Source organism: Niallia sp. XMNu-256 (assembly GCF_036670015.1).
Lineage (GTDB): Bacteria > Bacillota > Bacilli > Bacillales > Cytobacillaceae > Bacillus_BD.
This window is the reverse complement of record NZ_CP137636.1, coordinates 2,976,726-3,003,457: the sequence shown is the minus strand read 5'-3', so window position 1 is coordinate 3,003,457 and position 26,732 is coordinate 2,976,726. Positions and strand designations below refer to the sequence as shown.

29 protein-coding genes and 1 riboswitch are annotated in these 26,732 nt (G+C 36.8%); of the genes, 27 read left to right on the top strand and 2 right to left on the bottom strand.

Annotated features, from left to right (window positions below; all coding sequences use genetic code 11):
• The first annotated feature begins 8 nt into the window (after positions 1–8).
• From R4Z10_RS15285 to lysA, 13 genes are all read left to right on the top strand, one after another.
• On the top strand, positions 9–467 hold the full coding sequence (locus R4Z10_RS15285) for a Fur family transcriptional regulator (protein ID WP_338470159.1): 459 nt from the start codon (positions 9–11) through the stop codon (positions 465–467).
• Between the two features lie 149 nt (positions 468–616).
• Positions 617–844 carry a YqzK family protein gene (locus tag R4Z10_RS15280; protein WP_338470158.1) on the top strand — a complete coding sequence of 76 codons (228 nt, stop codon included), beginning with the start codon at positions 617–619 and terminating at the stop codon, positions 842–844.
• Positions 845–850: 6 nt separating this feature from the next.
• Positions 851–1,744 carry a site-specific tyrosine recombinase XerD gene (gene xerD / locus R4Z10_RS15275; RefSeq protein ID WP_338470157.1) on the top strand — a complete coding sequence of 298 codons (894 nt, stop codon included), beginning with the start codon at positions 851–853 and terminating at the stop codon, positions 1,742–1,744.
• Positions 1,745–2,114: 370 nt separating this feature from the next.
• The gene (gene deoB, locus R4Z10_RS15270; RefSeq protein ID WP_338470156.1) at positions 2,115–3,305 is read left to right on the top strand and encodes a phosphopentomutase; all 1,191 of its coding nucleotides are present in this window, start codon (positions 2,115–2,117) and stop codon (positions 3,303–3,305) included.
• A 124-nt stretch (positions 3,306–3,429) separates the two neighbouring features.
• Positions 3,430–4,596 carry a D-alanyl-D-alanine carboxypeptidase family protein gene (locus R4Z10_RS15265; RefSeq protein ID WP_338470155.1) on the top strand — a complete coding sequence of 389 codons (1,167 nt, stop codon included), beginning with the start codon at positions 3,430–3,432 and terminating at the stop codon, positions 4,594–4,596.
• 197 nt (positions 4,597–4,793) lie between these two features.
• The gene (gene spoIIAA, locus R4Z10_RS15260; RefSeq protein ID WP_338470154.1) at positions 4,794–5,144 is read left to right on the top strand and encodes an anti-sigma F factor antagonist; all 351 of its coding nucleotides are present in this window, start codon (positions 4,794–4,796) and stop codon (positions 5,142–5,144) included.
• Positions 5,145–5,148: 4 nt separating this feature from the next.
• Positions 5,149–5,589 (top strand): anti-sigma F factor, encoded by a 441-nt coding sequence (gene spoIIAB / locus R4Z10_RS15255; protein ID WP_338470153.1) that lies wholly within the window; start codon positions 5,149–5,151, stop codon positions 5,587–5,589.
• Positions 5,590–5,601: 12 nt separating this feature from the next.
• A complete protein-coding gene (sigF, locus tag R4Z10_RS15250; protein ID WP_338470152.1) occupies positions 5,602–6,360 on the top strand; it encodes an RNA polymerase sporulation sigma factor SigF in 759 nt (252 codons plus the stop codon).
• A 123-nt stretch (positions 6,361–6,483) separates the two neighbouring features.
• Entirely contained in the window at positions 6,484–7,104 is a 621-nt protein-coding gene (locus R4Z10_RS15245) for a stage V sporulation protein AA (RefSeq protein ID WP_338470151.1), read from the top strand.
• Complete coding sequence (locus R4Z10_RS15240; RefSeq protein WP_338470150.1) at positions 7,101–7,517, top strand: stage V sporulation protein AB; 417 nt, start codon at positions 7,101–7,103, stop codon at positions 7,515–7,517. The genes R4Z10_RS15245 and R4Z10_RS15240 overlap by 4 nt, the downstream gene beginning before the upstream one ends.
• Before the next feature lie 28 nt (positions 7,518–7,545).
• Positions 7,546–8,115 (top strand): stage V sporulation protein AE, encoded by a 570-nt coding sequence (locus tag R4Z10_RS15235; protein ID WP_338470149.1) that lies wholly within the window; start codon positions 7,546–7,548, stop codon positions 8,113–8,115.
• Complete coding sequence (locus R4Z10_RS15230; protein ID WP_338470148.1) at positions 8,108–9,586, top strand: spore germination protein; 1,479 nt, start codon at positions 8,108–8,110, stop codon at positions 9,584–9,586. Before R4Z10_RS15235 ends, R4Z10_RS15230 begins: the two co-directional genes overlap by 8 nt.
• 161 nt (positions 9,587–9,747) lie before the next feature.
• On the top strand, positions 9,748–11,070 hold the full coding sequence (lysA, locus tag R4Z10_RS15225; protein ID WP_338470147.1) for a diaminopimelate decarboxylase: 1,323 nt from the start codon (positions 9,748–9,750) through the stop codon (positions 11,068–11,070).
• 21 nt (positions 11,071–11,091) lie between these two features.
• Here lysA and R4Z10_RS15220 read toward each other — a convergent pair whose 3' ends face one another.
• A complete protein-coding gene (locus tag R4Z10_RS15220; RefSeq protein WP_338470146.1) occupies positions 11,092–11,958 on the bottom strand; it encodes a DUF1002 domain-containing protein in 867 nt (288 codons plus the stop codon).
• 611 nt (positions 11,959–12,569) lie between these two features.
• Between R4Z10_RS15220 and R4Z10_RS15215 the strand changes: the two genes are divergently transcribed.
• Positions 12,570–12,929 (top strand): GNAT family N-acetyltransferase, encoded by a 360-nt coding sequence (locus R4Z10_RS15215; protein ID WP_338470145.1) that lies wholly within the window; start codon positions 12,570–12,572, stop codon positions 12,927–12,929.
• A gap of 2 nt (positions 12,930–12,931) precedes the next feature.
• Here R4Z10_RS15215 and R4Z10_RS15210 read toward each other — a convergent pair whose 3' ends face one another.
• Complete coding sequence (locus R4Z10_RS15210; protein ID WP_338470144.1) at positions 12,932–13,456, bottom strand: DUF309 domain-containing protein; 525 nt, start codon at positions 13,454–13,456, stop codon at positions 12,932–12,934.
• A gap of 154 nt (positions 13,457–13,610) precedes the next feature.
• Between R4Z10_RS15210 and R4Z10_RS15205 the strand changes: the two genes are divergently transcribed.
• From R4Z10_RS15205 to R4Z10_RS15145, 13 genes are all read left to right on the top strand, one after another.
• Positions 13,611–14,357 carry a segregation/condensation protein A gene (locus tag R4Z10_RS15205; RefSeq protein WP_338470143.1) on the top strand — a complete coding sequence of 249 codons (747 nt, stop codon included), beginning with the start codon at positions 13,611–13,613 and terminating at the stop codon, positions 14,355–14,357.
• Positions 14,357–14,932, top strand: coding sequence for an SMC-Scp complex subunit ScpB (gene scpB / locus R4Z10_RS15200; protein WP_338470142.1), 576 nt, complete (start codon positions 14,357–14,359; stop codon positions 14,930–14,932). The genes R4Z10_RS15205 and scpB overlap by 1 nt, the downstream gene beginning before the upstream one ends.
• A gap of 127 nt (positions 14,933–15,059) precedes the next feature.
• Entirely contained in the window at positions 15,060–15,953 is an 894-nt protein-coding gene (locus tag R4Z10_RS15195) for a superoxide dismutase (RefSeq protein ID WP_338470141.1), read from the top strand.
• Between the two features lie 129 nt (positions 15,954–16,082).
• A complete protein-coding gene (locus R4Z10_RS15190; protein ID WP_338470140.1) occupies positions 16,083–17,228 on the top strand; it encodes a D-alanyl-D-alanine carboxypeptidase family protein in 1,146 nt (381 codons plus the stop codon).
• Positions 17,225–17,818 carry a nucleoside recognition domain-containing protein gene (locus R4Z10_RS15185; protein WP_338470139.1) on the top strand — a complete coding sequence of 198 codons (594 nt, stop codon included), beginning with the start codon at positions 17,225–17,227 and terminating at the stop codon, positions 17,816–17,818. The genes R4Z10_RS15190 and R4Z10_RS15185 overlap by 4 nt, the downstream gene beginning before the upstream one ends.
• 5 nt (positions 17,819–17,823) lie before the next feature.
• Positions 17,824–18,351 (top strand): spore maturation protein, encoded by a 528-nt coding sequence (locus R4Z10_RS15180; protein WP_338470138.1) that lies wholly within the window; start codon positions 17,824–17,826, stop codon positions 18,349–18,351.
• A 150-nt stretch (positions 18,352–18,501) separates the two neighbouring features.
• The gene (locus R4Z10_RS15175) at positions 18,502–19,224 is read left to right on the top strand and encodes a pseudouridine synthase (RefSeq protein ID WP_338470137.1); all 723 of its coding nucleotides are present in this window, start codon (positions 18,502–18,504) and stop codon (positions 19,222–19,224) included.
• Positions 19,225–19,383: 159 nt separating this feature from the next.
• Complete coding sequence (locus R4Z10_RS15170) at positions 19,384–19,908, top strand: thiol-disulfide oxidoreductase ResA (RefSeq protein WP_338470136.1); 525 nt, start codon at positions 19,384–19,386, stop codon at positions 19,906–19,908.
• Between the two features lie 18 nt (positions 19,909–19,926).
• Entirely contained in the window at positions 19,927–21,552 is a 1,626-nt protein-coding gene (locus R4Z10_RS15165; protein ID WP_338470135.1) for a cytochrome c biogenesis protein ResB, read from the top strand.
• Positions 21,553–21,564: 12 nt separating this feature from the next.
• A complete protein-coding gene (gene ccsB, locus R4Z10_RS15160) occupies positions 21,565–22,749 on the top strand; it encodes a c-type cytochrome biogenesis protein CcsB (RefSeq protein WP_338470134.1) in 1,185 nt (394 codons plus the stop codon).
• 131 nt (positions 22,750–22,880) lie between these two features.
• A complete protein-coding gene (locus R4Z10_RS15155; RefSeq protein WP_338470133.1) occupies positions 22,881–23,597 on the top strand; it encodes a response regulator transcription factor in 717 nt (238 codons plus the stop codon).
• A complete protein-coding gene (locus R4Z10_RS15150; RefSeq protein WP_338470132.1) occupies positions 23,594–25,372 on the top strand; it encodes an ATP-binding protein in 1,779 nt (592 codons plus the stop codon). Before R4Z10_RS15155 ends, R4Z10_RS15150 begins: the two co-directional genes overlap by 4 nt.
• Positions 25,373–25,764: 392 nt before the next feature.
• Positions 25,765–25,901: riboswitch (FMN riboswitch) on the top strand.
• 175 nt (positions 25,902–26,076) lie between these two features.
• Positions 26,077–26,664, top strand: coding sequence for an ECF transporter S component (locus tag R4Z10_RS15145; protein WP_338470131.1), 588 nt, complete (start codon positions 26,077–26,079; stop codon positions 26,662–26,664).
• Positions 26,665–26,732: the final 68 nt, after the last annotated feature.

Sequence of the window (26,732 nt, the reverse complement as noted above, 5' to 3'; positions counted from 1 at the left end):
TTTTCGTTATGGAGACTAGAATTGAAAGAATTAAAAAACAATTACACTCATCAAGCTACAAGTTGACACCACAACGTGAAGCGACTGTGGCGGTTTTATTAGAACATGAAGAAGACCATTTAAGCGCAGAAGATGTTTACCTCCTTGTGAAAGAAAAGTCGCCTGAGATTGGTCTTGCTACAGTCTATCGAACATTAGAGCTACTAACTGAATTGAAAATAGTCGATAAAATAAACTTTGGAGACGGTGTCTCAAGATACGATCTCCGTACAGAGGGTGCGGCGCATTTTCATCACCATCTTGTTTGTATTGAATGTGGATCTGTTGACGAAATTCAACAAGATTTATTGGATGATGTTGAAGAAATTGTTGAGCGTGAGTGGAAATTCAAAATTAAAGATCATAGGCTTACTTTTCATGGAATTTGCCATCGCTGTCAAGGAAAAAGTAAAGAGAAGAGCAATTAAAATCAAAACCTTTTCTATAAATAATAGAAGAGGTTTTTTTGTTTTATATGGATCCGATTGATAACTAACCAATCTTTTTTAATCGATGTATAAAACCTGTCCATCTTGGCATATGAATGAAGTAGGAAATACTTGGCGGAGGAATAAAAATGAAAAACTGGTTGAGATTAATGTTCCATACAATCAAAGTGTTTATTTTATTCACTGGATGCACAATTCTTTTTTATTATGGTATTATGTGGTTAAATGAAGAATATACAGAATACCACCGATATGATGAACCAGAAGGATCGGCAATTAAGGTAATAGCAGTAGGGGAGGAACAGCATCCAAATTGGTTTGATCGGTTAATCTTGTTTTATTTAAATGGGGAGTAATGATAGATGGAAGCTGAATTAAAGAAGTTTACCCATTTTTTACTTGCAGAAAAGGCATTAGCGGAAAACACCATTGTATCATACGAAAGAGACTTAAAGAGTTACATAAAGTATTTAACCAATGTAGAGAAATTAAAGGGATTTAATGAAACCAGGCAATTCCATATTTTTGGGTTTTTAGACTATTTAAAAGAGCAAGGGAAATCATCGCGTACCATCGCCAGGCATATTGCTTCAATAAGGGCACTGCATCAGTTTTTATTACGGGAAAAGGCGACAGATGATGATCCATCTGTATTTGTCGAAGGTCCGCATGTTGAGCGCTCCCTTCCAAAAATAATGAGCTTACAAGAAGTCGAAACCTTATTAAATTCTCCTAATCCAACTAATCATTATGGGCTTCGCGATAAAGCCATGTTAGAGTTATTATATGCCTCAGGAATTCGGGTCAGTGAGTTAATCTCTTTATCTATGAATGATATTCATTTAATGATGGGGTTTGTTCGTTGTACAGGAAAAGGAAATAAAGAACGGGTTATTCCCATTGGAAAAACTGCCATCCAAGCCTTACAAACCTATTTAGAAGAGGGCAGGCCTCAATTTGTTTCTCCTAAATATTACGACGACTCTCTATTTTTAAATCACCATGGAAAACGATTGTCAAGGCAAGGTTTTTGGAAGATTTTAAAAAAATTGGTCAATGAGGCAGGGATTAAGAAAGAGTTAACGCCACATACACTAAGACATTCATTTGCCACCCATTTATTGGAAAATGGGGCTGATATCCGGGCTGTTCAAGAAATGCTTGGTCATGCGGACCTATCGACAACCCAGATTTATATAAATGCAGCAAAAACAAGATTAAATGATGAATATAGACGATATCATCCACGTGCATAAATAAATTCGCCCTATCACACTTTGTAAAGAGTACAATCCCTTAACTAGATTAATTTCATTTAGAATTCTTCAGAGCTGCCGTGATAAAATGGTGGCTTTTTTTCTCCCGCACCTAACGGGCAGTAAATTCACTCCATCAAGATCAAGGTAGGGGATCAACTGTCCGTAAAGGTCCGAAATAATGAACATAGACTAAAACGCCTGCGGTCATGTCTGCGTGACCATCAAGTCTGCTGGTTTTAACTAACTATCAGGGGGGAAGAACATCCACTGATGGAAGTTTTACTTTATTTCATGAAAGAATAAAATGAAGGATATGATAGTTTTGATGGCAAAAAGAATAACGTAAAAATGAAGCAGGAGGGGTTTTATGACTACATCATTTCCGTTTAAACGAATTTTTCTTATTGTGATGGATTCAGTTGGAATTGGGGAGGCACCAGATGCTGATAAATTTGGTGATAAAGGAGCTCATACTTTAGGCCATATCGCTGAAAAAATGAACGGTTTACATATGCCAAACATGGAAAAATTAGGTCTTGGAGCAATTGAAGAAATTAAAGGAATCCCTAAAGCAACCACTCCGCTAGCCTACTATACAAAAATGCAAGAAGCTTCAAGTGGAAAAGATACAATGACAGGACACTGGGAAATTATGGGCTTAAAGGTATCAACCCCTTTCAGAACTTTTCCTGATGGCTTTCCAGAAGAATTAATCCAAGAGTTAGAAAAGAAAACCGGCAGGAAAATCATTGGCAACAAACCGGCAAGCGGGACGGAAATTTTAGTTGAATTAGGTGAGGAGCATATGAAAACGGGTGCTTTAATTGTTTATACCTCGGCTGACTCGGTTCTACAAATTGCTGCTCATGAAGAAGTTGTCCCTTTAGAGGAATTATATGAAATATGTAAAATTGCTCGAGAATTAACGCTTGATGAAGAATATATGGTCGGTAGGATTATTGCACGTCCATTTATAGGGAAACCAGGAAGCTTTGAACGGACTGCCAATCGTCATGATTATGCTTTAAAACCATTTGGTAGAACAACAATGAATGAATTGCAAGATGCTGGTTTAGATGTCATTGCGATTGGAAAAATCCATGATATTTATGATGGTGAGGGAATTACGAAAAGTTTAAGAACAGTCTCCAACATGGATGGTATGGATAAAATCTTACAAACTTTTGATATGGACTTTACTGGTTTAAGTTTCTTGAATCTTGTTGATTTTGATGCTTTATATGGTCACCGTCGCGATCCGATTGGATATGGAAAAGCACTTGAGGAGTTTGATGCCCGACTATCTGAAGTGTTAGAGAAAATGGCTGAAGAAGACTTACTAATTCTAACGGCAGACCATGGAAATGATCCTGTTCATCAAGGAACCGATCATACTAGGGAATATGTTCCGCTTATCGTTTATTCAACAAAAATGAAATCTGGAGAAGAGTTACCATTACGAGAGACGTTTGCAGATATTGGTGCAACAATCGCTGATAATTTTTCAGTGAAAATGCCGCCAAACGGAAAGAGCTTTTTAGATAATATTACAAAATAAAAAACATGGGAATGGTCTTTTTGTGAGAACAGAAAGACCATTCCCATGTTTTTTTCTTATGGCTGTATAAATTTGGTTTTAATGGAAAAAATGGAAAACATAGAAAGAATGGAGGGGTTTTGTGATGAAACGACTTGTTTCAATCATGCTCACTGTCTTAATACTTACATCTTTAGCGATTCCGATGGCCTCTGCGGAGGAAAAAACAGGGGTTGAATTAGCTGATAATGTCAAGTCTGCCATTTTAATTGAGCGTGATACAGGGAAAGTGTTATATGAGAATAACAGCAATGAACAATTACCACCTGCGAGCATGACGAAAATTATGACGATGCTTTTAATTATGGAAGCGTTGGACGAAGGGAAAATAACATATAATGAAAAAGTCCGTGCGAGCGAATACGCAGCCTCCATGGGTGGTTCGCAAATCTTTTTAGAACCAGGCGAAGAAATGACAGTTGAAGAGTTATTAAAGGGAATTGCGATTGGTTCTGGTAATGATGCTTCCGTTGCAATGGCTGAAAGAATTGCAGGTTCTGAAGAAGCTTTCATTGAAATGATGAATAAAAAAGCGAAAGAGCTAGGACTAAAAGGTACAAAATTTCAAAATACAACAGGTTTACCTGTTGACGATCACTACAGTTCTGCCCATGATATGGCTGTTATGGCTAAAGAATTGCTTAAATACGAAGATATTACGAAATATACGGGTACTTATGAAGCGTATTTACGTGAAAATACTGATAAAAAGTTCTGGCTTGTCAATACAAATAAATTAGTTCGTTTCTATCCTGGAGTCGATGGTCTAAAGACAGGTTTTACGAGAGAAGCGATGTACTGTTTAACAGCAACAGCTGAAAAAGATGGCATGCGAGTCATTGCCGTTGTTTTTGGTGCACCAACACCAAAGGATCGGAATGCTCAAGTGACGAAAATGCTTGATTATGCTTTTAGTCAATATAAAACCCATCCAATGTTTAAACGTAATCATGTAATGGGCTCTGTAAAAATAAGCAAAGGGAAAGAAAAAACATTAGATGTTGTTACGAGTGAACCAATTTCCTTGCTGACTAAAAAAGGTGAAAATATTGAAGATGTGAAACAAAAAGTAACCATCAATAAAGATTTAAAAGCACCTATAAAAAAAGGTGATAAAGTGGGAACGCTAATCATTGAAAAAGAAGGCGAAAAACTAGTTGAGAGTCCAATTGTAGCTAAGCAAGATATTGAAAAAGCAAGTTGGTGGGATTTATTTAAACGATCATTTGGAATCTTCACGAAAACACTTTGACAAAAAAGATAGTTTATTAGCGAATTACCACTAGTTTTGTTTTGAAGAAGGAAATCATACAGGTTTTATAGAATTGACTCACTATTAGATGCCGATCTCTAATTTTATAATTTTTATCCAACAAGTTTATCATAAATTTAGAGATGGCATGTCATACCATCTATTATGAGGGACATGTATGAAAGGGGCAACGAATAGTGAGTCTGAGTATTGAATTGGAAGTTAAACAAGATGTTTTATGCATTCGTCTAGCAGGAGAATTGGATCATCACACAGCCGATGAACTCCGCCAAAAAGCCGTTAACGCCATTGAGAGCCATGACATTCATCATATTGTATTAAACCTGGAACACTTGTCATTTATGGACAGCTCTGGCTTAGGGGTTATTCTTGGCCGTTACAAACAAATTAAACAGGTTGACGGTGAGATGGTCGTATGTGCAATTTCCCCTTCTGTTCAAAGACTATTTGATATGTCAGGCTTATTTAAAATTATTCGTCTTGAGCCTACAGAAGAGAATGCTTTGCAAAGATTGGGGGTTGCCTAATACGATGAAAAATGAGATGAAACTTCAATTTAGTGCACTGAGCCAAAATGAATCCTTTGCACGTGTAACCGTTGCAGCATTTATATCGCAATTAGACCCGACAATGGATGAATTAACGGAAATTAAAACCGTTGTTTCAGAGGCGGTAACGAATGCCATTATTCACGGATATAATAGTGATCCAACTGGGATCGTCTATATTTCTGTTTCTCTTGATCATGGGTTTGTAGAGTTATCTATTAAGGATAAGGGCGTCGGAATTCAAGATATAGAAGAAGCAAGACAGCCACTATTTACGACAAAGCCTGAATTAGAAAGGTCTGGAATGGGTTTTACAATTATGGAAAATTTTATGGATGACATCGAAGTTCAATCGCAGCCAGGTAAAGGTACCGAGATCCGACTAAGAAAGCAATTACAAAAAAGTAAATTGCTGTGCAATTAAGGAGTCTTGCCGATGGATGTGGAGGTTAAAACAGAAAAAAGTCAACCTTATTTAAAAGATAATGAGGTAAAAGAATTAATTAAACAAAGTCAAGCTGGTGATCAAAGTGCAAGGGATTTGATCGTTCAGAAAAACATGCGATTAGTGTGGTCTGTTGTCCAACGCTTTTTAAATCGTGGTTACGAGCCAGATGACCTTTTTCAAATAGGGTGTATAGGATTGTTGAAATCGGTGGATAAATTTGATCTATCCTATGATGTGAAATTTTCAACCTATGCGGTTCCAATGATTATTGGTGAAATTCAACGTTTTATCAGGGATGATGGAACGGTGAAGGTAAGCCGATCATTAAAGGAATTAGGGAATAAAATTCGCAAAGCTAAGGATGAGTTATCTAAGAAGTTAGGTAGAATCCCGACCATTAATGAACTATCCGAGTTTATGGAGATACAGGCAGAGGATATCATTATGGCACAGGAAGCAAGTCGAACACCTTCATCCATTCATGAGACCGTTTATGAAAACGATGGAGATCCGATTACCCTCCTTGATCAAATTGACGACGGAAATGAAGGAAAATGGTTTGACCAAATCGCTTTAAAAGAAGCGATCCGAGAACTCGATGAACGAGAACGATTAATCGTCTACCTCAGGTACTACAAAGATCAGACGCAATCAGAAGTGGCAGTAAGGCTAGGTATTTCACAAGTACAGGTTTCTCGACTAGAAAAGAAAATACTTCAACAAATGAAAGACCGTATGGACATGTAGCTCCATACGGTTTTTTATTTTTCCAAGTCTTTACTAATAAACCAGTTATTGGGGTTCATGATCGTTCTTAACTAAGAAATACTACTTGGTAAGAGAAAAATGCTATTGTGGGATGTGAACATGTTGGAAAAAACGGTTTATATTCGGCTACGTCACCGTATTCTTGTTCAACCAAACGATAAAATTCTTTTAAAAGACATCGCGCAAATTATTGCTGAAGACCATTTACTGAATCAAATTAACGAATTGATCATGTATAGAGTCAAACCCGAAGATCGAAACATCATTATTATTGATAGTATGCAAGTTGTAGAAAGGATGAAAAAAGTTAATCCTGCGATAGAAATCCAGTTGATTGGTCCATCTCAAACAATCATTGAAGTCGTATATAAAAAAAGAAAGATTTCACCTGTATTTTTTGGATTAATTTGGTTTTTACTATTTTTTGGTTCCATGCTTACAATAATGAACTTCCATGAAGATGTAAGCATGCAGGATGCTCATCAAAGACTCTATAAAATCATAACAGGTGAAAGCGTTGAAAAGCCGTTGCTTTTTCAAATTCCATATTCAATTGGACTGGGACTCGGGATGATTATCTTTTTTAACCATATCTTTAAGAAAAGACTAAATGAAGAACCAAGCCCCCTTGAAGTTGAAATGTTTAACTATCAACAAGACCTCGATCGTTATGTCATTATGCATGAAAATAAAGAAAGTATGTCGAGGAAAAAACGATCATGAAGCACTTATTTGTCTTATTTATTGGTTTAGCAGGCGGTTTTTCCGTAGGTGCAGGCTATGTTGCTTTCTTAACGGTTCTTGGGATCATACCAAGATTAACACAATTATCTAAAACCATGAAAATGATTCAAGCGTATGAATGGGCAGTTATCTTGGGAGCCGTTATAGGAACCGTTGCGATTTTACAGGAACCACATTTACACTTTCCGTCATTCATTCTCATTGGTTTCGGTTTAGCTGGAGGTATTTTTGTAGGGATGATGGCTGCAGCATTAACAGAAGTTTTAAATGTTTGGCCAATTTTGGCTAAACGTATCGGGGTAGAGGAGAAAATTGTCATTTTAATGATGGCTTTAGCATTAGGAAAGGTTATTGGGTCCCTTTTTCAATGGATTTATTTTGTCGATCATTAAAAAATTGATAGGAAAGGAAATTGACGATATGAATCGGAAAAGAAAAGTGATTTTAGTAACAGATGGAGACGATTATGCTCGAAGATCCCTTGAATTAGTTGCAAAAGATATAGGCGGGAGATGTATATCAATGTCTCATGGTAATCCAACTGTACTAAGCGGTTCAGAAATCGTTAATTTAATAAAAAAAGCTGCACAGGATCCAGTTCTAGTAATGTTTGATGATAGTGGAATGCTTGGAGAAGGTGCTGGAGAAAGTGCACTGAAATTTGTTGCACAACATGAGGAAATCGAGGTGCTTGGAGTCATTGCTGTCGCCTCTAGAACTAGAAAGGAAGAATGGACAAGAATTACTGTAAGTATTGATCGTGAGGGCTGCCTTACAGAGAAGGGAGTAGATAAATATGGGATTCAAGAAATGGATGTTGGAAGATTATATGGAGATACAGTCTACTGTCTAGATGGGTTAAATATACCGATTATTGTTGGTGTTGGTGATATTGGAAAAATGGCGGGAAAAGATGATTATGAAAAAGGATCGCCGATTACCAAACAAGCCGTAAGATTAATTTTAGAAAGGAGCGGTTTTGATGGCTAGTCAAGCGAAAGAAAAAACACCGATTCCTAGATCAGTTACCGAAGTTGAAGAATTTATGAAAGAAAAAGTTGGGCTGGGGAAAAGCTTTGATGTAGGGGTTCGGAAATTAAAAATTCTAAATAAAGATGTTCATTTTTATTATGTAAATGGGTTATGTGATGCGGGGTTTATTATCGAGTTAACAGAACAATTAGTGGAAATTAATGACAACGAACAGGATTCAGAAAATCTATTTGATATTTTACATAATCGGCTCGTCCATCAGTCGGTAAAACCGATCAGATCGATTGATGAATTAGTGGACGAGGTTCTTTCAGGTTTAATGGTTGTAGTTATTGAGGGGTATGATCAAGCCTTAGTTGTAGATGTTAGAAGTTATCCCGGCAGGACACCGATGGAGCCTGATACTGAAAAAGTCATCCGTGGTTCAAGAGATGGATTTGTCGAGAATATTATTTTAAATACAGCATTGACTAGAAGAAGGATCCGTGATGAAAACTTACGCTTTGAAATCATGCGTATAAGTGAGAGAGGAAAAACCGATATAGCAATTGGATATATTGACGGAATTGCCAATAAAGATTTAGTTGATATTATAAAGAAAGAATTACAAAATATCGAGATTGATGGAATTCCACTAGCTGATAAAACAATAGAAGAGTTTCTATTAAAACAAGGCTATAATCCATATCCACTCGTCCGTTATACGGAAAGAGCGGATATTGCTGCAACACACTTGTTAGAAGGACATGTGCTAATTTATGTAGATACTTCTCCAAGTGTCATCATTACACCAACCACTATTTTTCACCATATGCAGCATGTGGAAGAGTATCGTCAATCACCAGGAGTCGGGACATTTGTTCGATGGGTCCGTTTTCTTGGGATTTTTACCTCGCTTTTTTTATTGCCATTATGGTTTTTATTTGTCCTAGAACCCCATCATTTGCCTGAAAGAATTGCTTTTATTGGACCGAATAAATTAACAAATATTCCTGTTATTGTTCAAGTCTTTTTAGCAGATGTTGGGATTGAGTTTCTACGGATGGCTGCAATCCATACCCCAACGGCTTTGTCCAATGCGATGGGATTAGTTGCTGCAGTTCTAATCGGACAAATTGCGATTGATGTTGGTTTATTTGTTCCAGAAGTCATTTTATACATTTCTATTGTTGCGATGGGGAATTTTGCTACACCAAGCTATGAACTAGCGATAGCCAATAAGTTGGCCAGGTTAGGAATACTAATTATCGTTGCGATTTTCCAGACACCTGGTTTAGTCGTGGGGATCACCATTTATATTATTTTATTAGCAAGAATTCGTTCTTTAAGTACCCCATATTTATGGCCGTTACTGCCTTTCCATCCGAAAGCATTTTTACAAATCTTAATCCGAAGAGCCGTCCCAGGTGCACAATTAAGACCAAGTATTATTCATACGGCAAATCGGGTAAGACAACCAAAACAGTAGTTCCTAACTTCATGTAGGGGACGAATTTAAATAGGGCTTGCGAGGGGAATCGCAAGCTCTATTGTGTGTTTTGCCGATTGCGAATTTCACTTTGTTATGATACATTATTTTACACAAGAAGTCTTGGTGACATCTATTTTAATGAGGAACGAGGGACGAACATGTACTATTATGGAACAACTACTGTAAATGATAGGGGACATTTAGAAATTGGCGGTGTGGATACGGTAGATTTAGTAAAAGAATTTGGCACACCTGTCTACGTTTATGATGTTGCCTTAATTAGACAAAGAGCGCGAAGCTTTAAAGAAGCTTTTAGCAAAAATGGAGTGAACGCCCAAGTTTCTTTTGCTAGCAAAGCTTTCTCATCAGTTGCTATGGTACAACTAGCAAATGAAGAAGGGTTGTCTCTTGATGTTGTCTCTGGTGGAGAATTATACACAGCAGCTGTGGCTGACTTTCCAATGGAAAAGGTTCATTTCCATGGCAATAATAAAAGTAGAGAAGAATTATCGATGGCGCTAGATTATAAAATTGGCTATGTGGTTGTCGATAATTTTTATGAAATAGACCTGTTAGAAGAGTTATGTGCGGAAAAACAACAAAAAATGTCTGTAGTCATTAGAATTACACCTGGAATTGAGGCACATACTCATGATTATATTTTGACGGGACAAGAGGACTCTAAATTTGGATTTGGCTTGGAAAATGGTCAAGCTGAGGAAGCTTTATTAAAAATTATCGAATCTCAGTGGTTAACACCATCTGGTATTCATTGTCATATTGGTTCACAAATTTTTGAAACAACAGGGTTTATTTTGGCAGTACAAAAAATCTTTAAAAAATTGTCTCAATGGAAAACTAGCTTTTCATACCAACCAGAGATTCTCAATCTTGGGGGCGGTTTCGGGATTCGTTATACGGAAGATGACACACCAAAACCTGCAGCTGATTATGTAAATGAAATTATTAACGAAGTAAAGAAACAAGCAGAAGAATATTCAATGAACATTCCTGAATTAGGAATTGAACCTGGTAGATCTCTAGTTGGAGATGCAGGGATTACTTTATACAAAATTGGCTCTAGAAAAGAAGTACCGGAAGTTCGCAAATATATTGCGATCGATGGAGGTATGACAGATAATCTTAGACCTGCACTTTACGGAGCGAAATATGAAGCAGCTCTCGCCAACAAACCGTTAGAGAAACCTACCGAAGTAGTATCAATTGCAGGTAAGTGCTGTGAATCTGGAGACATGTTAATCTGGGACTTGCCTTTACCAGCAAGTGATCATGAAGACATTTTAGCGGTATTTTGTACGGGTGCATACGGGTATTCAATGGCAAATAATTATAATCGCATTCCACGCCCACCAGTTGTCTTCGTTGAAGATGGAAAGGCACAATTAGTAGTCAAACGAGAAACGTACGAAGATCTTATTCGACTAGATCTATCTATTAATGAAAAAGCTAAGCATTTGTAACAAATGCTTAGCTTTTGTCTTTTAGGCAAACATCGCTTTAATGGCATCGATTAAACTGATAAAAAACTGTTTCAATCGATCTAAGAAACTTTGCCCTTCTTCACTTTCAAGGAATTTGGTAATTTTATCTTTTGCAATATTTATTTGTTCGCCCACTTGGTTCCAGTCAATATTTAAATCTTTTAATTTATTAAAGAGATCAATTAAACTTTGGATTTGTTCTTCAGTTAGAGTGATGCCTAAATCTTTTGCAGCTTGTTCGATAATAGCTCTAATGTCAGCTTCGGTTTCAGGTTGAGTTTTTGCCATTTCTTCCTTTACTTTGGCGATTAAAGCGGAAGCATTATCCGCTCCAATTGAGTCTCCTAATTCAGCAGTTTTTACTAATTCCTCATTTGCAGCCTGTTTTACATCTTCAGGAATGGTCTTATCAACAGAAACTTCATAGGCTTTAATTAATCCTGTTAAAGCGCCTGTGCCTGATACTTCAAAAGGTGCAGTTACATAAATTTCAGCATCTTTCACACCAGCAGTAATAAGGGCATTTAGATACATTTCATCTGTTACCCAATTTATGTTTTTTGTTTCAACCTCAAGACCTGAACCTTTTTCTCTTATTGTGATTGCTGAGGAAGAAAAGGTTTTATATCCAATAATCGACTTGGCAATATAATTACCTAAATATTGATGTTCTTCTTTATTTGTAACGGTAATAATCTGGGCATCTTTGGGTGCATTCATTTCTGCAAGGATGGCCTGCTTCTGTTCTTCAGATAAACTCTCACCTAATGTGATAATGGTATCGCCAACAGCAACATCCGCATGGCTTTGGAGCGGAAGGATGAAAAGCATACACAGGAATAGGATTACATGTTTAATTACTTTCAATTTTATCACCTCGTGATCCCTTCTATAAAGATAAGCAATTCCATCATACAAAATTTTGAGTAGAAAGAGAAGTAAATATGAATTCTAGTCCGATATCGAATTTGACATTGAAAGATGTCCATAAATTAGGTATCATGAAAAGTATGATGTTTGCAAAATGAATAGGTCATACAATTTATCTTTTTTCAGCAGTAACTCTCTGTAACAGAACGATGAAAGAAATAAAAGTAAAGTTCGGTTCATTAATAGTAGTTTAAAACCCTGCTGAATAAAATAAAGCCTCCGGCAGATGCCTCGGATTTTTTAGGGGAATTTTTCCGGGTCTTAACTGTAGTAAGACCCCTACCTCAAGTTAATTATATAACTAGGAAGGTAGAAATCAACTGCCAGTAAAGACCCGTTTAGTTCAACCAGCATTCAGTAGGATAGAACACCCACTGATTGAAGTTTCACGACAAAGGATGTTCCTCTAGTCAGGTGTAAGCCACAAAAGTGGCGCACTGAGGCGTAATCGCGTGATAAAGACCCGGGCGCAAATTCGGTAAGCGAATTTGATAAAATTTTAACAAAGGTAAAACTAGGTCAACTGGTTTTATAAAGAGGGATTAATGATGCTTATTCGTTATAAAAAAAGTTTTGAGAAAATTGCTATGGGTTTACTGTCCTATATGCCAAGTGAAAAAGATTTAAAAAAACTACAACAAACCATAAAGCAATATGAGTCTGACAAAGATTGGCAGCTATTTTTATGGAAAGTAGATGATGATATTATTGGTCTACTTGGTGGTGTCTGGAATGATGAGTCCACATTTATGATTCACCACATTTCACTGAACCCATCCCATCGCGGACAAGGAATTGGGTCTAGTATGGTAATGGCATTAAAGGATTTGTATCCGGATAAACAAATTATACCTAATAAGGTTACTAGCGCATTTATTGATAAGTGTATAGAAGAAGGTAGTGAATGATCTCACTGCCTTCTATTCATTTTTTTCTGTAAGGCTTGTTGTCTTTCATTAATGACAGATGAACGATCTCTCCTCTTATGACGGTGGATTAATTCCGAATCCTCCATATTGCTTTCACTACCCCAGTCTAGTTCTAATTCTTGCGAACGTTTTTTGCATAAAGCCAACAATTCGGGAGTGATAGGTAGTTGTTGACTGCTATAAGACACGGAGTTTTTTATATGTAATAAGTGTTGCTCCATTTGCTGAAAGAGAGCGGTTGCGTCAAGGCCTAGCTTTTCTAATGGTTGTTTGTGCATTGAAAGGATGGTAAGCGACTTTTCTAACATTCGTTTGGCGCCATGGAGATTCCCGCGCCTGTGATGATAATTGGAAACAGCTATTTGAATAAGTCCGACCCAAATAGAGTCTTTATTCCGTTCATCTACTTTTTTCCAATAATCCTCCAATATTTCATGACATTCAAAATAATCGCGATCCCCGTGAAAATGAACTAAAAAATCGATATATTCTTGTGGAAAGTTCATGCTCTAATCCCCTTTGTTTAAGAATGTATTCCTTTAAATTTTTATTGGATAAATTCGGTCAATCTACTATACTAATTATAGCTTATTTTCAAATAGAGAAGATATTCAACAAAGATAAGTAACAACTATTATGTGAAAAGTTTTGGTGGAAAATATGCAATATAAAGTAAAGATTGAGGCTTTTGAAGGTCCACTTGATTTACTCCTTCATTTAATCAATCAACTAGAAATAGATATTTACGATATCCCAGTTGCCCAAATAACCGAACAATATATGCACTATATTCATACGATGAAAGAATTACAACTTGATGTTGCTAGTGAATTTCTTGTTATGGCGGCTACGTTATTAGAAATTAAAAGTAAAATGTTGCTCCCCAATCATAATCAACTTGAAGATGTCATAATTGAACTAGTAGAAGATCCGCGGGAGGAATTGGTCGAACGTCTTATTGAATACCGGAAATATAAAGAGGTTGCTGGAGATCTACGAACGCTAGAGGAAGAAAGAAGTTTATTGTTTACAAAACCTCCTGTCGACTTAACCCAATATACGGATTCAGTAATAGCCCAACAAAAGCCATTGGTTGATGTGTCACTATACGATATGTTAGGAGCCTTACAAAAGTTATTAAGGAGAAGAAAGCTGCAAAGGCCGCTCTTAACAAAAATCGCCCGCCAAGAAATATCGCTTGAAACGAGAATGAAGGAAATTATAAATGATTTAAGAAGCATTAAAGGACGAAAGTATTTCTTTGATTTATTTCCTGTTCATGATCGGGAGCATATTGTCGTAACTTTTTTAGCTCTATTAGAATTAATGAAGCAAAATGAAATCATTCTTGAACAGGAAAAAAACTTTGCTGATATTTATGTTTGTGTTTTGGAAGGAAGAGAGTAATGGAGATTATTCACTGGAGAGGAATTGTTGAAAGTTTATTATTTGCTGCCGGTGATGAAGGTCTCACCATGAAACAAATTTGCGATGTTCTTGAAATAGAACAGATGTTGGTTGAACAAGTAATTGGAGAACTGGAAAAAGAATACAATGAAAATCCAAACCGTGGAATTACACTTGTGCAAATGGCAGGTGCTTTTCAACTAGTAACCAAAAAGGAGTACTCTTCCTATTTGAAAAAGTTAGTTGAATCCCCTCATACAGCCAATTTATCTCAAGCAGCATTAGAAACATTAGCGATTATCGCCTATAAACAACCAATTACTAGAATGGAAATAGAGGAGATAAGAGGAGTCAAAACAGAAAGACCCTTACACACATTAATGGCAAAAGCTCTAATAAAAGAAGTAGGTAGAGCCGAGGGAGCAGGAAGAGCTTATCTGTACGGAACAACAAAAGAGTTCCTTGATTATTTTGGCTTAAAGAGCATTGAGGAACTTCCGCCGCTTCCGGAAAAGGTAGAAGAAGACGACTTCCAAGCGGAAGCCGATTTATTTTTTGACCGTTTTGATGATTAGGTACAAAGGTGCCAGGTACATCCTTTTTGGATGTACCTGGCACCTTTTATGTTTAGTCAAGCAATAATCTTCATTACTATCCATAGGATAGTGGTGGAGGAAAATTTGATAATGGGGAGGCATGACGATGAATTCTAGGCACGAGTATTTAGAAGAAGTGCTTAAATGGAAGGAAGACGTGTTAACTGTTTTAAAAGATGAAGGAGTAAATGAAAATGAAAGCATATACTTGCGAATTCATGACTTTTCAACGCAATTATCAAGGCTTGTGGAGGAAGATGCATCGAATGAGGTGCTTTCAGTTGTACAAGGAGAAGTTGCAGCTCTTCATGAGGAAGTCGAACAATACTTTATCGAACGTCAAAGTCATGGAAGTACTTTTATAAATGAAACTTATGTTCAACCAGGAAAGCATGTGCTGCCGCCTTTGCCTTATGAATATAATGCTCTTGAGCCTTATATCTCAGAGGAAATCATGAAATTGCATCATCAAAAGCATCATCAATCCTATGTAGATGGACTGAATAAAGCAGAGATTAGTCTTGCCCAGGCTAGAAAAAATAATGACTTCTCCCTTGTAAAGCATTGGTCTCGAGAATTGGCCTTTCATGGGTCAGGTCATTATCTGCATACAATCTTTTGGAATAATATGACTCCAAAAGGTGGTGGAGCCCCTGGTCGATTATTACTTAGAGAAATTGAGAAGTACTTTGGCAGTTTTGACTTATTCAAAAAACATTTCTCTGAAGCTGCCAAGGCAGTTGAAGGAGTTGGTTGGGCCATTCTTGTCTGGTCCCCTCGTTCACGCCATTTGGAAATCCTCCAATCCGAGAGACATATGATTTTAACGCAATGGGATACGATTCCCCTACTTGCTCTTGATGTATGGGAACATGCTTACTATTTACAATATAAAAATAATAAGGCAAGCTATGTAGACAATTGGTGGAATACGGTCAATTGGAAAGATGTCGAGGAGCGTTTTTTAAAAGCGAGACAATTAAAATGGAAGCCATTTTAGAAGATTTTATAATGTTTAAGAAGGTGAGAAGGGCAGGTCTTCGGAAAAGGCCTGCATTCTTTTTTGTCATAACGGGACAAGAGTGGCATAAACTTGTACAAACCGATAAAGGAGAAGAGGGATAACAGAATGAAATCTTTTAAATACTTATTAATTTGTACTTTAATGATCTCATCCTTCTTACTGTATCTTCCCCATAATGTGCAAGGTGCTGCTTCAGTCAGTGCAAGCAGTGCTATTTTAATGGAACAGCAGTCAGGTAGGGTTTTATACGAAAAGAGTGCACATGAGAAGAAAAGAATTGCAAGTATTACGAAAATCATGACCGCTATTCTTGCGATTGAGTCTGGAAAATTAGATGAAACGGTAACCATTAGTAATAACGCAGTTGGTACAGAAGGTTCGTCTATTTATTTACAGCCAAATGAAAAGATAAAATTAGAAGATTTGGTTTATGGATTAATGCTTCGGTCTGGTAATGATGCTGCTGTGGCTATAGCCGAGCATGTTGGTGGAAGTTTAGATGGTTTTGTTTTTTTAATGAATCAAAAAGCAGAAGAGATCGGAATGGAAAATACCCATTTTGCCAATCCTCATGGTTTAGATGATCATGAAAATCATTATTCAACAGCCTATGATATGGCACTACTCACCCAATATGCAATGAACGATGATACATATAAGAAAATTTCTGGAACAAAAGTACATCGTGCCCCAGATCCATCTGGAGATTGGGATCGAATCTGGAAAAATAAAAATCGTTTACTAACTGGTTTATATGAGCATACAACTGGCGGTAAAACAGGTTATACAAAGAGGGCCAAAAGAACGCTAGTTACAACCGCTTCAAAAGACAATCTTGATTTAATTGCTGTTACACTAAATGGTCCTGATGATTGGAATGATCATATTAACATGTATGAGCATGGATTCAATAACTATAACCTCGTAACTGTTTTACAAGCAGGAACGCTTAAAAAAATCGATGACAACTTTTATAAGAACAAGGTATATGTAGAACAGGATGTTGTCTATCCAGTTACGAAAAAAGAACAAGAATTATTCCATATCAAAATCACGTTGCAGAAACCAAAAGAGGAATGGCGAGAAGGGAACGTTAAACCTGATTTAGTTGGTAAAGCAACGATCCTTTTTGATGAAAAAAGGCTAAGAGAGGTACCCCTTTATTATAAAGGATCAGGTAAAAAGGAAGATCGATCTTTCTCTGAACACTTCAAAAACATGTTTAGTCTTCATATAGGTGTTGGAGAATGATTAATATTATTTGGGTATTATTGACCGTAATTGGGGTCGTGTTTGCCATGTTTAACGGAACAATGGAAGAGGTCAACGCCGCGGTTTTTAAAGGAGCTTCAGAGGCGGTAACTCTCTGTATCGGGCTGATTAGTGTCCTTGTCTTTTGGCTAGGCATGATGAAAATTGCCGAACATGCCGGGCTATTGGACAAACTTTCACAGTTTTTTCGTCCTTTTGTAAAAAGATTATTTCCAGAGGTCCCACCCCAACATCCTGCAATGGGATATATTTTATCTAATATGATGGCTAATTTATTCGGGCTTGGGAATGCGGCAACACCACTAGGAATAAAAGCAATGGAGCAATTAAAAGAATTAAACGGGGGTAAAAGTGAGGCAAGTCGGTCTATGGTCACATTTCTCGTCATTAATACTGCTAGTGTTACCTTAATCCCCACAACTGTTATTGCAATTCGCATGAATTATAATGCCGAATCACCGACAGATATTGTTGGTCCAACATTACTTGCTACTTTATTATCAGCGATTGCGGCTATTATGATTGATCGCTTATTTTATTATCGAAGATCCCGAAAACGTAAAGGGTGATAGGAATGGGAATTGTTTCAGTTATTTCCCTTTGGTTTATACCAATTCTCATAGGATTTATCTTACTTTACGGTACATATAAAAAAGTACCGACTTATGAAAGTTTTGTTGAAGGCGGGAAAGAAGGAATTAAAATCGCGATCTCAATTATTCCGTTTCTAGTTGGAATGTTAGTGGCTATTTCCATCTTTCGGGCCTCCGGCGCTCTTGAATTTTTTATGAATTTAATCCGACCAGTAATGGAAGCAATCGGGGTACCAACAGAAATTGTCCCTCTTTCCATTATCAGGCCTTTATCTGGAACAGCAGCTCTTGGGATGACAAGTGATTTAATTGCAACCTATGGCCCTGATTCTTTTATTGGCCGCTTAGCAGCAGTTTTACAAGGTAGTACGGATACTACTTTTTATATTTTAACCGTTTATTTTGGAGCAGTCGGCATTAAGAAGATGGGGGATGCGTTAAAAGTAGGTTTGTTAGCAGACCTTTTTGGAATTATGATTGCGATTGTAATCGTGTCACTCGTATGGTAAAAATAGAAGGGGCGGTTCTCTTGTTTGATGAAACAAACGCGAGGGCCGCCCTTTGTGTTGACTTACATTTCTTTTATTTTGAAAAAAGAGCAGAATATGGCATAATTCAAAATGAAGTATAAAGCTCGCGAATTTGATAGAGGTGACTATATGGAAAGACTTCAAAAAGTAATCGCACATGCAGGTGTCGCTTCAAGGAGAAAAGCAGAAGAAATGATTCTTGAAGGTAAAGTGAAGGTAAATGGCAAAGTAGTTAAAGAACTTGGTGTCAAAGTGTCAAACTCCGATAAAGTTGAGGTGGAGGGAATTCCTCTTGAGAAGGAAGAACCTGTTTATTTTCTTTTTTATAAACCACGAGGCATCATTTCTAGTGTAACAGATGATAAAGGCCGAAAAACCGTTACGGATTACTTCCCACAAATTAAACAACGGATTTATCCAGTAGGACGTCTTGATTATGATACATCAGGACTAATTTTATTAACAAACGATGGGGAGTTTTCGAACTTGCTTATGCATCCGCGTAATGAGATCGAAAAAGAATATATTGCTAAAATAAAGGGAGTTCCTCTTAGAGAAAAGATAAAAATGCTCGAAAAAGGAATCCAATTGGAAGACGGTAAGACCGCTCCGGCCCGGGCGAAAGTCATTTCTGTAGATAAAAAGAAAGGAACAGCGATTGTTTCGCTGACGATTCATGAAGGAAAAAATCGTCAAGTTCGAAGAATGTTTGAAGCGATTGGATATCCGGTTATGAAACTGCGTAGAGAAAGATATGCCTTTTTAACGCTTCAGGGCTTAAATGCAGGTGAATCTCGAGAGCTAACAGCACACGAAGTCAAGCAGCTTCGATTTTTAGCAGAAAGTAATTAGGGAATTCAAATATATTAAGCAAAAAAAATAATACAGGATAGAGATTAATGATATAATATTAGAAAAATTATTATTTTCAAAAAACAAAAAGGCAGATCATCATAGTTTATTTGTGATGATCTCATTTTTCAAAAATGGACTGGGGGGGAGGAGCCATTTATGAAGAAACAACGATTTTGGATGCGAACCATAATCTTGGGAGTTTTAGTACTAGCTGTTGGTTATTCATTGTATGCTAATTTAACAAAAGATGAAGTGCATAAAGTCGAAATCGGCAAAAAGGCACCTGATTTTGCATTAGTCGATCTAAATGGGGAAAAACATCAGTTATCAGATTATGAGGGCCAAGGGGTATTTTTAAATTTCTGGGCAACATGGTGTAAGCCTTGTGAAAAAGAGTTTCCATATATTAATAATCAGTACAAGCATTTTAAAGACAAAGGGGTACAAGTTATAGCTGTTGATGTGGGGGAAACTGAATTTGCGGTTAGGCAATTTGTTGACCGCCATGAACTTACTTTTCCTGTCGTGATTGATAAAAAAGAAGAGGTCATGACTACCTATGGAGTAAATCCACTGCCAATCACGTTTCTTATTGATAAAAATGGAACAGTGGTGAAATCACATTTAGGGGAATTAACGGAAGAAATGGTGCATAATTATATGAAGCAAATTCAACCGTAGTAAAGGGAGTTTTTTTCGATGAATCAGGTTAAATGCGAATGTGGCCATGTAAATCCACATGGAACGATCCTTTGTGAGGCATGTGGAAAACCATTATCTGAAAATGAAAATAAGCAAAAACTTGTCGACATGAGATATGAAGGAAGTGCACGGCGTTCTCAAACCTATAACAAAACGATTGTTGATAAAATTTGGAATTTTTTCTCTTCTGTAAAGGTGGGTGTGATGCTCATTGTCATTACATTGATAGCATCTGCCTTCGGAACAATTTTTCCGCAAGAAATGTATATTCCGCCGCAAATCCCACCATCAGAGTTTTATCGAGAACAATATGGGTGGTTTGGACAATTATATTATGAACTAGGATTTCATAATTTATACAGTTCATGGTGGTATTTATTATTAATTGCTTCAATTGGAGTGTCGCTTGTCATATGCAGCTTGGATCGGGTAATCCCACTTTATCGTGCCTTAAAAAAACAAAGGGTAACGAGGAATGAAGGATTCTTACAGAGACAACGATTTTTTAGCAAAACAAATGTTAAATTATCTGATGATAACTATAATTTGTTAAAAGAAAAACTTAAGTCAAAGCGTTATCATATTCGGGAAGAAAACGGAAACCTGCTTGCAGAAAAGGGTCGTTTTTCAAGATGGGGACCCTATGTGAATCATGTTGGACTTATTATCTTTTTAATTGGTGGTATGCTTCGCTTTGTCCCAGGTATGTATGTTGATAAAGTCCTCTGGGTTCGTGAAGGGGAAACAAAGCTGATCCCAGAAACAAATGGAGAATATTACCTTAAAAATAATCAGTTTATTCTAGAAACTTATAATAGTGAAAAAGATGGTAAGGTATTTGCGGATGCGATTGACCGGGCTGGAGTCGTTGCCAAAAATTATCAATCGAATGTCACCCTTTATAAAAAAGAGGGAAATTCCCTTCCAGGCGAGCCACCACAATTAGAAAAGCTGAAAGATGGAGAAATAAGAGTTAATGAACCCTTTAAATTTGAAGATTATGCCCTATACCAAACCGAATTTAAGTTAAATGAATTAAGTACGATGACGTTTGCTTTAAGTCATAAAGAAACGGGCGAGGAGTTTGGCACATTAACGATTGACTTAAACGAGCCTAAAACAGAATATCCGTTATCAGAGGGTTATGAAGTTGAGATGATGAGTTACTTTCCAGACTTTGAATTTAATAACGACGGAGAACCTTCTACTAAGTCAAAAATTCCAAATAATCCAGGGTTTATTTTTAAAATGTACACCCCTGACAAACCAGATGGGGAAATTAGTTTTGTCGCCATCAGACAAACGATTGAACCAGACGGTGACAATCAATATAAAATGACTTTTAAAGAGGTCGAAACGAAAAATGTTTCGGGACTTACCGTTCGAAAAGATTTAACGCTTTGGATTATAGCGCTCGGTGGAGCTATTTTTATGCTGGGAGTTTGTCAAGGCTCATTCTGGTATCATAGGCGAATTTGGATCTATAGTAGAGACAATCAAGTTTGGCTTGCTGCTCACACAAATAAAAATTGGCACAGCTTAAAACAAGAGATCGCATTTGTGTTGGACGGTACAGGAGTTGAAGAGCCTAACGACCAATTAAACATAGAAAAGGACGGATAAGGGGGGATTTAGTTGGTGAACCTAAGTAGTAATTTGTTGTTTCTTGCCTTTATACTATATTTAATAGCTACCATCTTTTTTGGTGGAGCCATTAAGGATAAAAGGACCCATCAAGAAGAATATAAAAAGCAAAATAGATGGGCAAAAGTAGCCATTACAATTACAATTATTGGGTTTCTTGCTCAACTCGGCTATTTTATTACTAGATGGATTGCTGCAGGTCATGCACCTGTTAGTAATTTGTTTGAGTTTACTACCTTTTTTGGAATGTGTATTGTTGGAGTGTTTATCGGGATATACTTTATTTATAAAACATCGTTATTGGGATTATTTACTTTACCTGTAGCCCTATTAATCATAGCGTATGCAAGTATGTTCCCAAGAGATATTACACCACTAATACCGGCACTGCAAAGTCACTGGTTACAAATTCACGTTATTACAGCAGCTCTAGGGGAGGCCATTCTTGCCATTAGCTTTGCAGCAGGACTTATTTATTTAGTGAAGTCGATTGACCAATCCAAAAAAAGCAAAAAAACTTTTTGGCTTGAAACAATCATGTTTAGCCTAATCTGTGTAGTAGGGTTCATAGTTGTCACAAGTACCTTTTCGGCATTAAATTACCAGACAAACTTTAACTGGATTGATAAAAATGGCGCGGAGACGGAACTCGAGTATACAATGCCAGCCATCATTGGTCCTCATGAAGGAGAACAATTGACAAAGGATAACTTTTCACCACTCGTTGAAGTACCTGCAATTATTAATGCCAAAAAATTAAACACGGTCGTCTGGTCAATTGTTGTAGGGATTATTTTATATCTAGTTATTCGCATCATCTTCCGAAAAAGAATTGGCGATCTTTTTAAACCCCTTGTCAAAAATGTCAATTTAAATTTAGTTGACGAAATTAGTTATCGCTCAGTATTAATTGGCTTTCCAGTTTTTACATTAGGAGCACTAATATTCGCAATGATTTGGGCGCAAATTGCGTGGACACGTTTTTGGGGCTGGGATCCAAAAGAAGTTTGGGCTCTTATCACATGGCTATTTTATGCAGCGTTCTTACATTTAAGGCTTTCAAAAGGTTGGCATGGCGAAAAGTCAGCATGGTTAGCTGTTATTGGTTTTGTTATTATTATGTTTAATCTCGTTGCAGTCAACTTGGTGATAGCAGGACTTCACTCATATGCTTAATTAATTCATTTATATACTTCCTTTTTAGGCCTTCACAAAAGTAGTGGAGGCCTTTTTAGGCAAAATAATAGGGAAAGGATAGATATAATTCAGTTCTTTTTGTACAATAGATGTGCTAGGAGGGTTATTCTTTGGATAAAAACATTAAAATATTAGTTGTAGATGATGAAGAGAGAATTCGCCGTTTATTAAAAATGTATTTAGAGAGAGAGAATTATGTGATTGAGGAAGCAGAAGACGGAAATGAAGCACTTTCAATGGCGCTGGCAAATGATTATGATGTTATATTGCTAGACTTAATGATGCCTGGTAAAGATGGCATCGAAGTTTGCCGGGAACTAAGAGAGAAAAAGTCAACACCAGTCATCATGCTAACAGCTAAGGGTGAAGAGGTGAACAGGGTCCAAGGCTTTGAAGTGGGAACAGATGATTATATTGTTAAACCTTTCAGCCCAAGAGAAGTGGTTTTACGTGTGAAAGCGTTATTACGCCGTTCTTCTCAAACCACCTTTGTGCAAGCAGAACCAGTTACAAAAGATGTCATTGTTTTCCCGCATCTAACCATTGACAATGATGCCCATCGAGTAGTAGCGAATGGACAGGAAGTCAACTTAACACCAAAAGAATATGAACTATTATTCTTCTTGGCGAAATCACCAGATAAGGTGTATGACCGTGAACAATTGTTAAAAGAAGTTTGGCATTATGAATTTTTCGGTGATTTACGTACAGTTGATACTCATGTTAAGCGGTTACGGGAAAAATTAAATAAAGTATCAGAACAGGCTGCAAAAATGATTATTACCGTTTGGGGTGTCGGGTACAAGTTTGAGGTAATCGATGAATGAAATTTTGGCGCAGTGTAGTTGTTAAACTTTGGGCAACGATTCTTTTGCTTGTCTCGTTTGTACTGTTTTTTGTATTAATTATGACGATGCAATTTTTGCAAAACTACTCAGCTTCTGAAAATGAAAAAAACTTAGTAGAAGAAGCTGAAAAAATTGCACGAATCATAGAGACCCATGAGTTGGACAGTGCTTTAGAAATTTCTTGGGAGTTAATTGATCAAGTAACAGGGCTTACAATTGTATTAAGTCCAACGGAGTATTACACAGCTCCGTATGAAGGGAAAACATTAAAAATTCCCTTGTCATATTTTTTAGAAAATGAAGAGTTATCGCAGGTATTGAAAAAAAATGAATTAAAAAAAGTGGTAACTAATTTTTCTGATCGGGCCGGAGCCGAAGACCTATTACAATACATTATTATTGGGGTACCTTTGGCAGGGAAAGATGGTCATAATGGGGCTGTCTATATTTACCAATCAGTTGAAGTTGGCGAGGAAATGGCGCGGGAAACAACGGAATATATATTACTCGCAGCTGGAATTGCGATTATTCTCACAACCTTCTTTGCGTTCTTCTTATCAACGAGAATTAATGCTCCGCTTCGAAAGATGAAACAGGCGGCTTTTGAAGTTGCTAAAGGAAAGTTTGATACGAAAGTACCGATTTTAACAAATGATGAAATCGGTGAATTAGCAACTGCTTTTAATCAAATGGGCCGTCAATTGAAATTTAATTTGAATGCCCTTAATCAGGAAAAAGAATTATTATCTAGTATTTTAAGTGGGATGGCAGATGGGGTTATTACGTTTAATCGTGATGGTACCATACTCATGACAAATCCCCCTGGTGAACTTTTTCTGCAAAATTGGTCTTTTGAAAAACAAAAGCTGGAAACTTCTTCTGAAGAACTACCTTCTAAGGTAATGGAGTTATTCCAGCAAGCTGTTAATACAGAAAAAGAACAAATCGGTGAAATCACTCTTAAAGGTCATTATTGGGTGATGATTGTCAGTCCATTATATAGTCATCAATCCATCCGTGGAGCTGTTGCTGTTGTAAGAGATATGACCGAGGAACGAAAACTAGATAAAATGAGAAGTGACTTTATTGCCAATGTTTCACATGAATTACGAACGCCAATTGCTATGATGCAAGGCTATAGTGAAGCGATTGTGGACGGAATTGCGCAAACAGATGAGGAAAAGCAAGAAATGGCTAAGATCATCTACGATGAGTCCTTGAGAATGGGCCGGCTAGTTAATGAACTATTAGACTTGGCTAAAATGGAATCTGGACATTTTAATTTGACACTTGAAGAGGTGGACATAGAACCATTCCTAAGCAGGATTTACCGTAAATTTCAGGGGTTATCGAAAGAAAAGAATATTAAACTTCAATTTAATCGCGAAGGGAATGAATCTGTGTTTTCATTTGACTCTGATCGGATTGAACAAGTGTTAACAAACCTTGTTGATAATGCAATTAGACATACTGAAGAAGGTGGCACAGTTACTATTCATGAGCGAAGCGATGACCGCGGAATTTTGATTGAAGTAGAAGATAATGGGGCTGGAATTCCTGAAGAGGATTTACTATTTGTGTTTGAACGATTTTATAAAGCAGATAAAGCGAGAACACGAGGAAAGTCAGGCACAGGCTTAGGACTCGCAATTGCCAAGAATATTGTCGAAGCACATAATGGTTTTATTACCGTTCAAAGCAGACTAGGACAAGGGACGACATTTTCCTTCCTGATTCCAAGAAATTTGAAGTAAATTGCCGACAAATCTTGTTTCATAAGGAACAAATAAAGTAATTTTTATCATTAGGGAGTCTTTCTGTGCGTTAAGCCTGATAAATACTGTTCAACAAGTGGTAATGAATTTTTCATTACCACTTGTTCTATTCATGGACAAGTTGACATAGGGTGAAAGGGGAATAAGGGAAGGAGGATTTGTTAACGTGAGAGATTACATAAGAAGGTTTTTAATAGCAGGTGCAATGGGCTTTTGTGTCAGTTTATTATTTTTAGGAATCTAAAAATGAAGAAATGATGTTAATTGTGTGACAAATTAGGCACAGATATACCTTTACTTAACCTTTTTAAGACATTTTTCTTCACAGATATAGGACCTTTATGTATAATAAAGACATAAATATGAATAAGATCTATCTTCGGGGCAGGGTGAAATTCCCGACCGACGGTAATGAGATTTATCTCAAAGCCCGTGAGCCTTTATTTTAAAGGCAGGATTTGGTGAGATTCCAAAGCCGACAGTATAGTCTGGATGGGAGAAGATGGAGGTTTGGCAACATTCAAGAAAAATTATACTTTTTTGGATGTTTCTTAAAGATGCCTTCTAATATTCTCCCTCAAGTATAAAACTTGAGGGATTTTTATTGAAAATTTATAGGGGCTATCGCTAAACCTTCTTTCTATGGAACCGATGAAGGGATCCTAGTAAAGGAGAAGAGGAAGATGAGAAGTAAAAAGATTAGAGTGATGGTATCTGTAGCCATGTTAAGTAGTTTTGCGTATGTATTAATGCTATTAAACTTTCCAATACCACCGTTTCCAAATTTCTTAAAGATTGATTTTAGTGACCTGCCCGCTTTGATTGGTACGTTAGTTTATGGTCCAATGGCAGGGATCGTTATTGAATTATTAAAAAATGTGCTTGATTATTTTATGACGGGTAGCGAAACAGGTATTCCTGTTGGACACTTTGCAAACTTTGTTTCAGGAATCCTTTTTATCTTGCCAACATATTACGTGTATAATAAAATTAAAACGAAAAAAGGCATGACTTTTGGCTTAATTATCGGTACCATTTTAATGGCTGGAATTATGAGTGTACTAAATTACTTTATTTTACTTCCAGCTTATACGTTTTTATTAAACTGGCCAGCAATGAGCGGTCCGGAAATTCGCTCCTATATAGTGGCAGGGGTATTACCATTTAATATTATTAAAGGAATTGCTATGTCACTTGTATTCTTGTTCTTATTCTCAAAAATGGGAAATTGGATTCAAAAGCAACAATCATCATACAAAATGGGTCTATAAATAAAAAAAGCACCTTTAAGGTGCTTTTTTTTATTTGGAGAAAACGATCTCCAAAAAAAGAGGGCTAA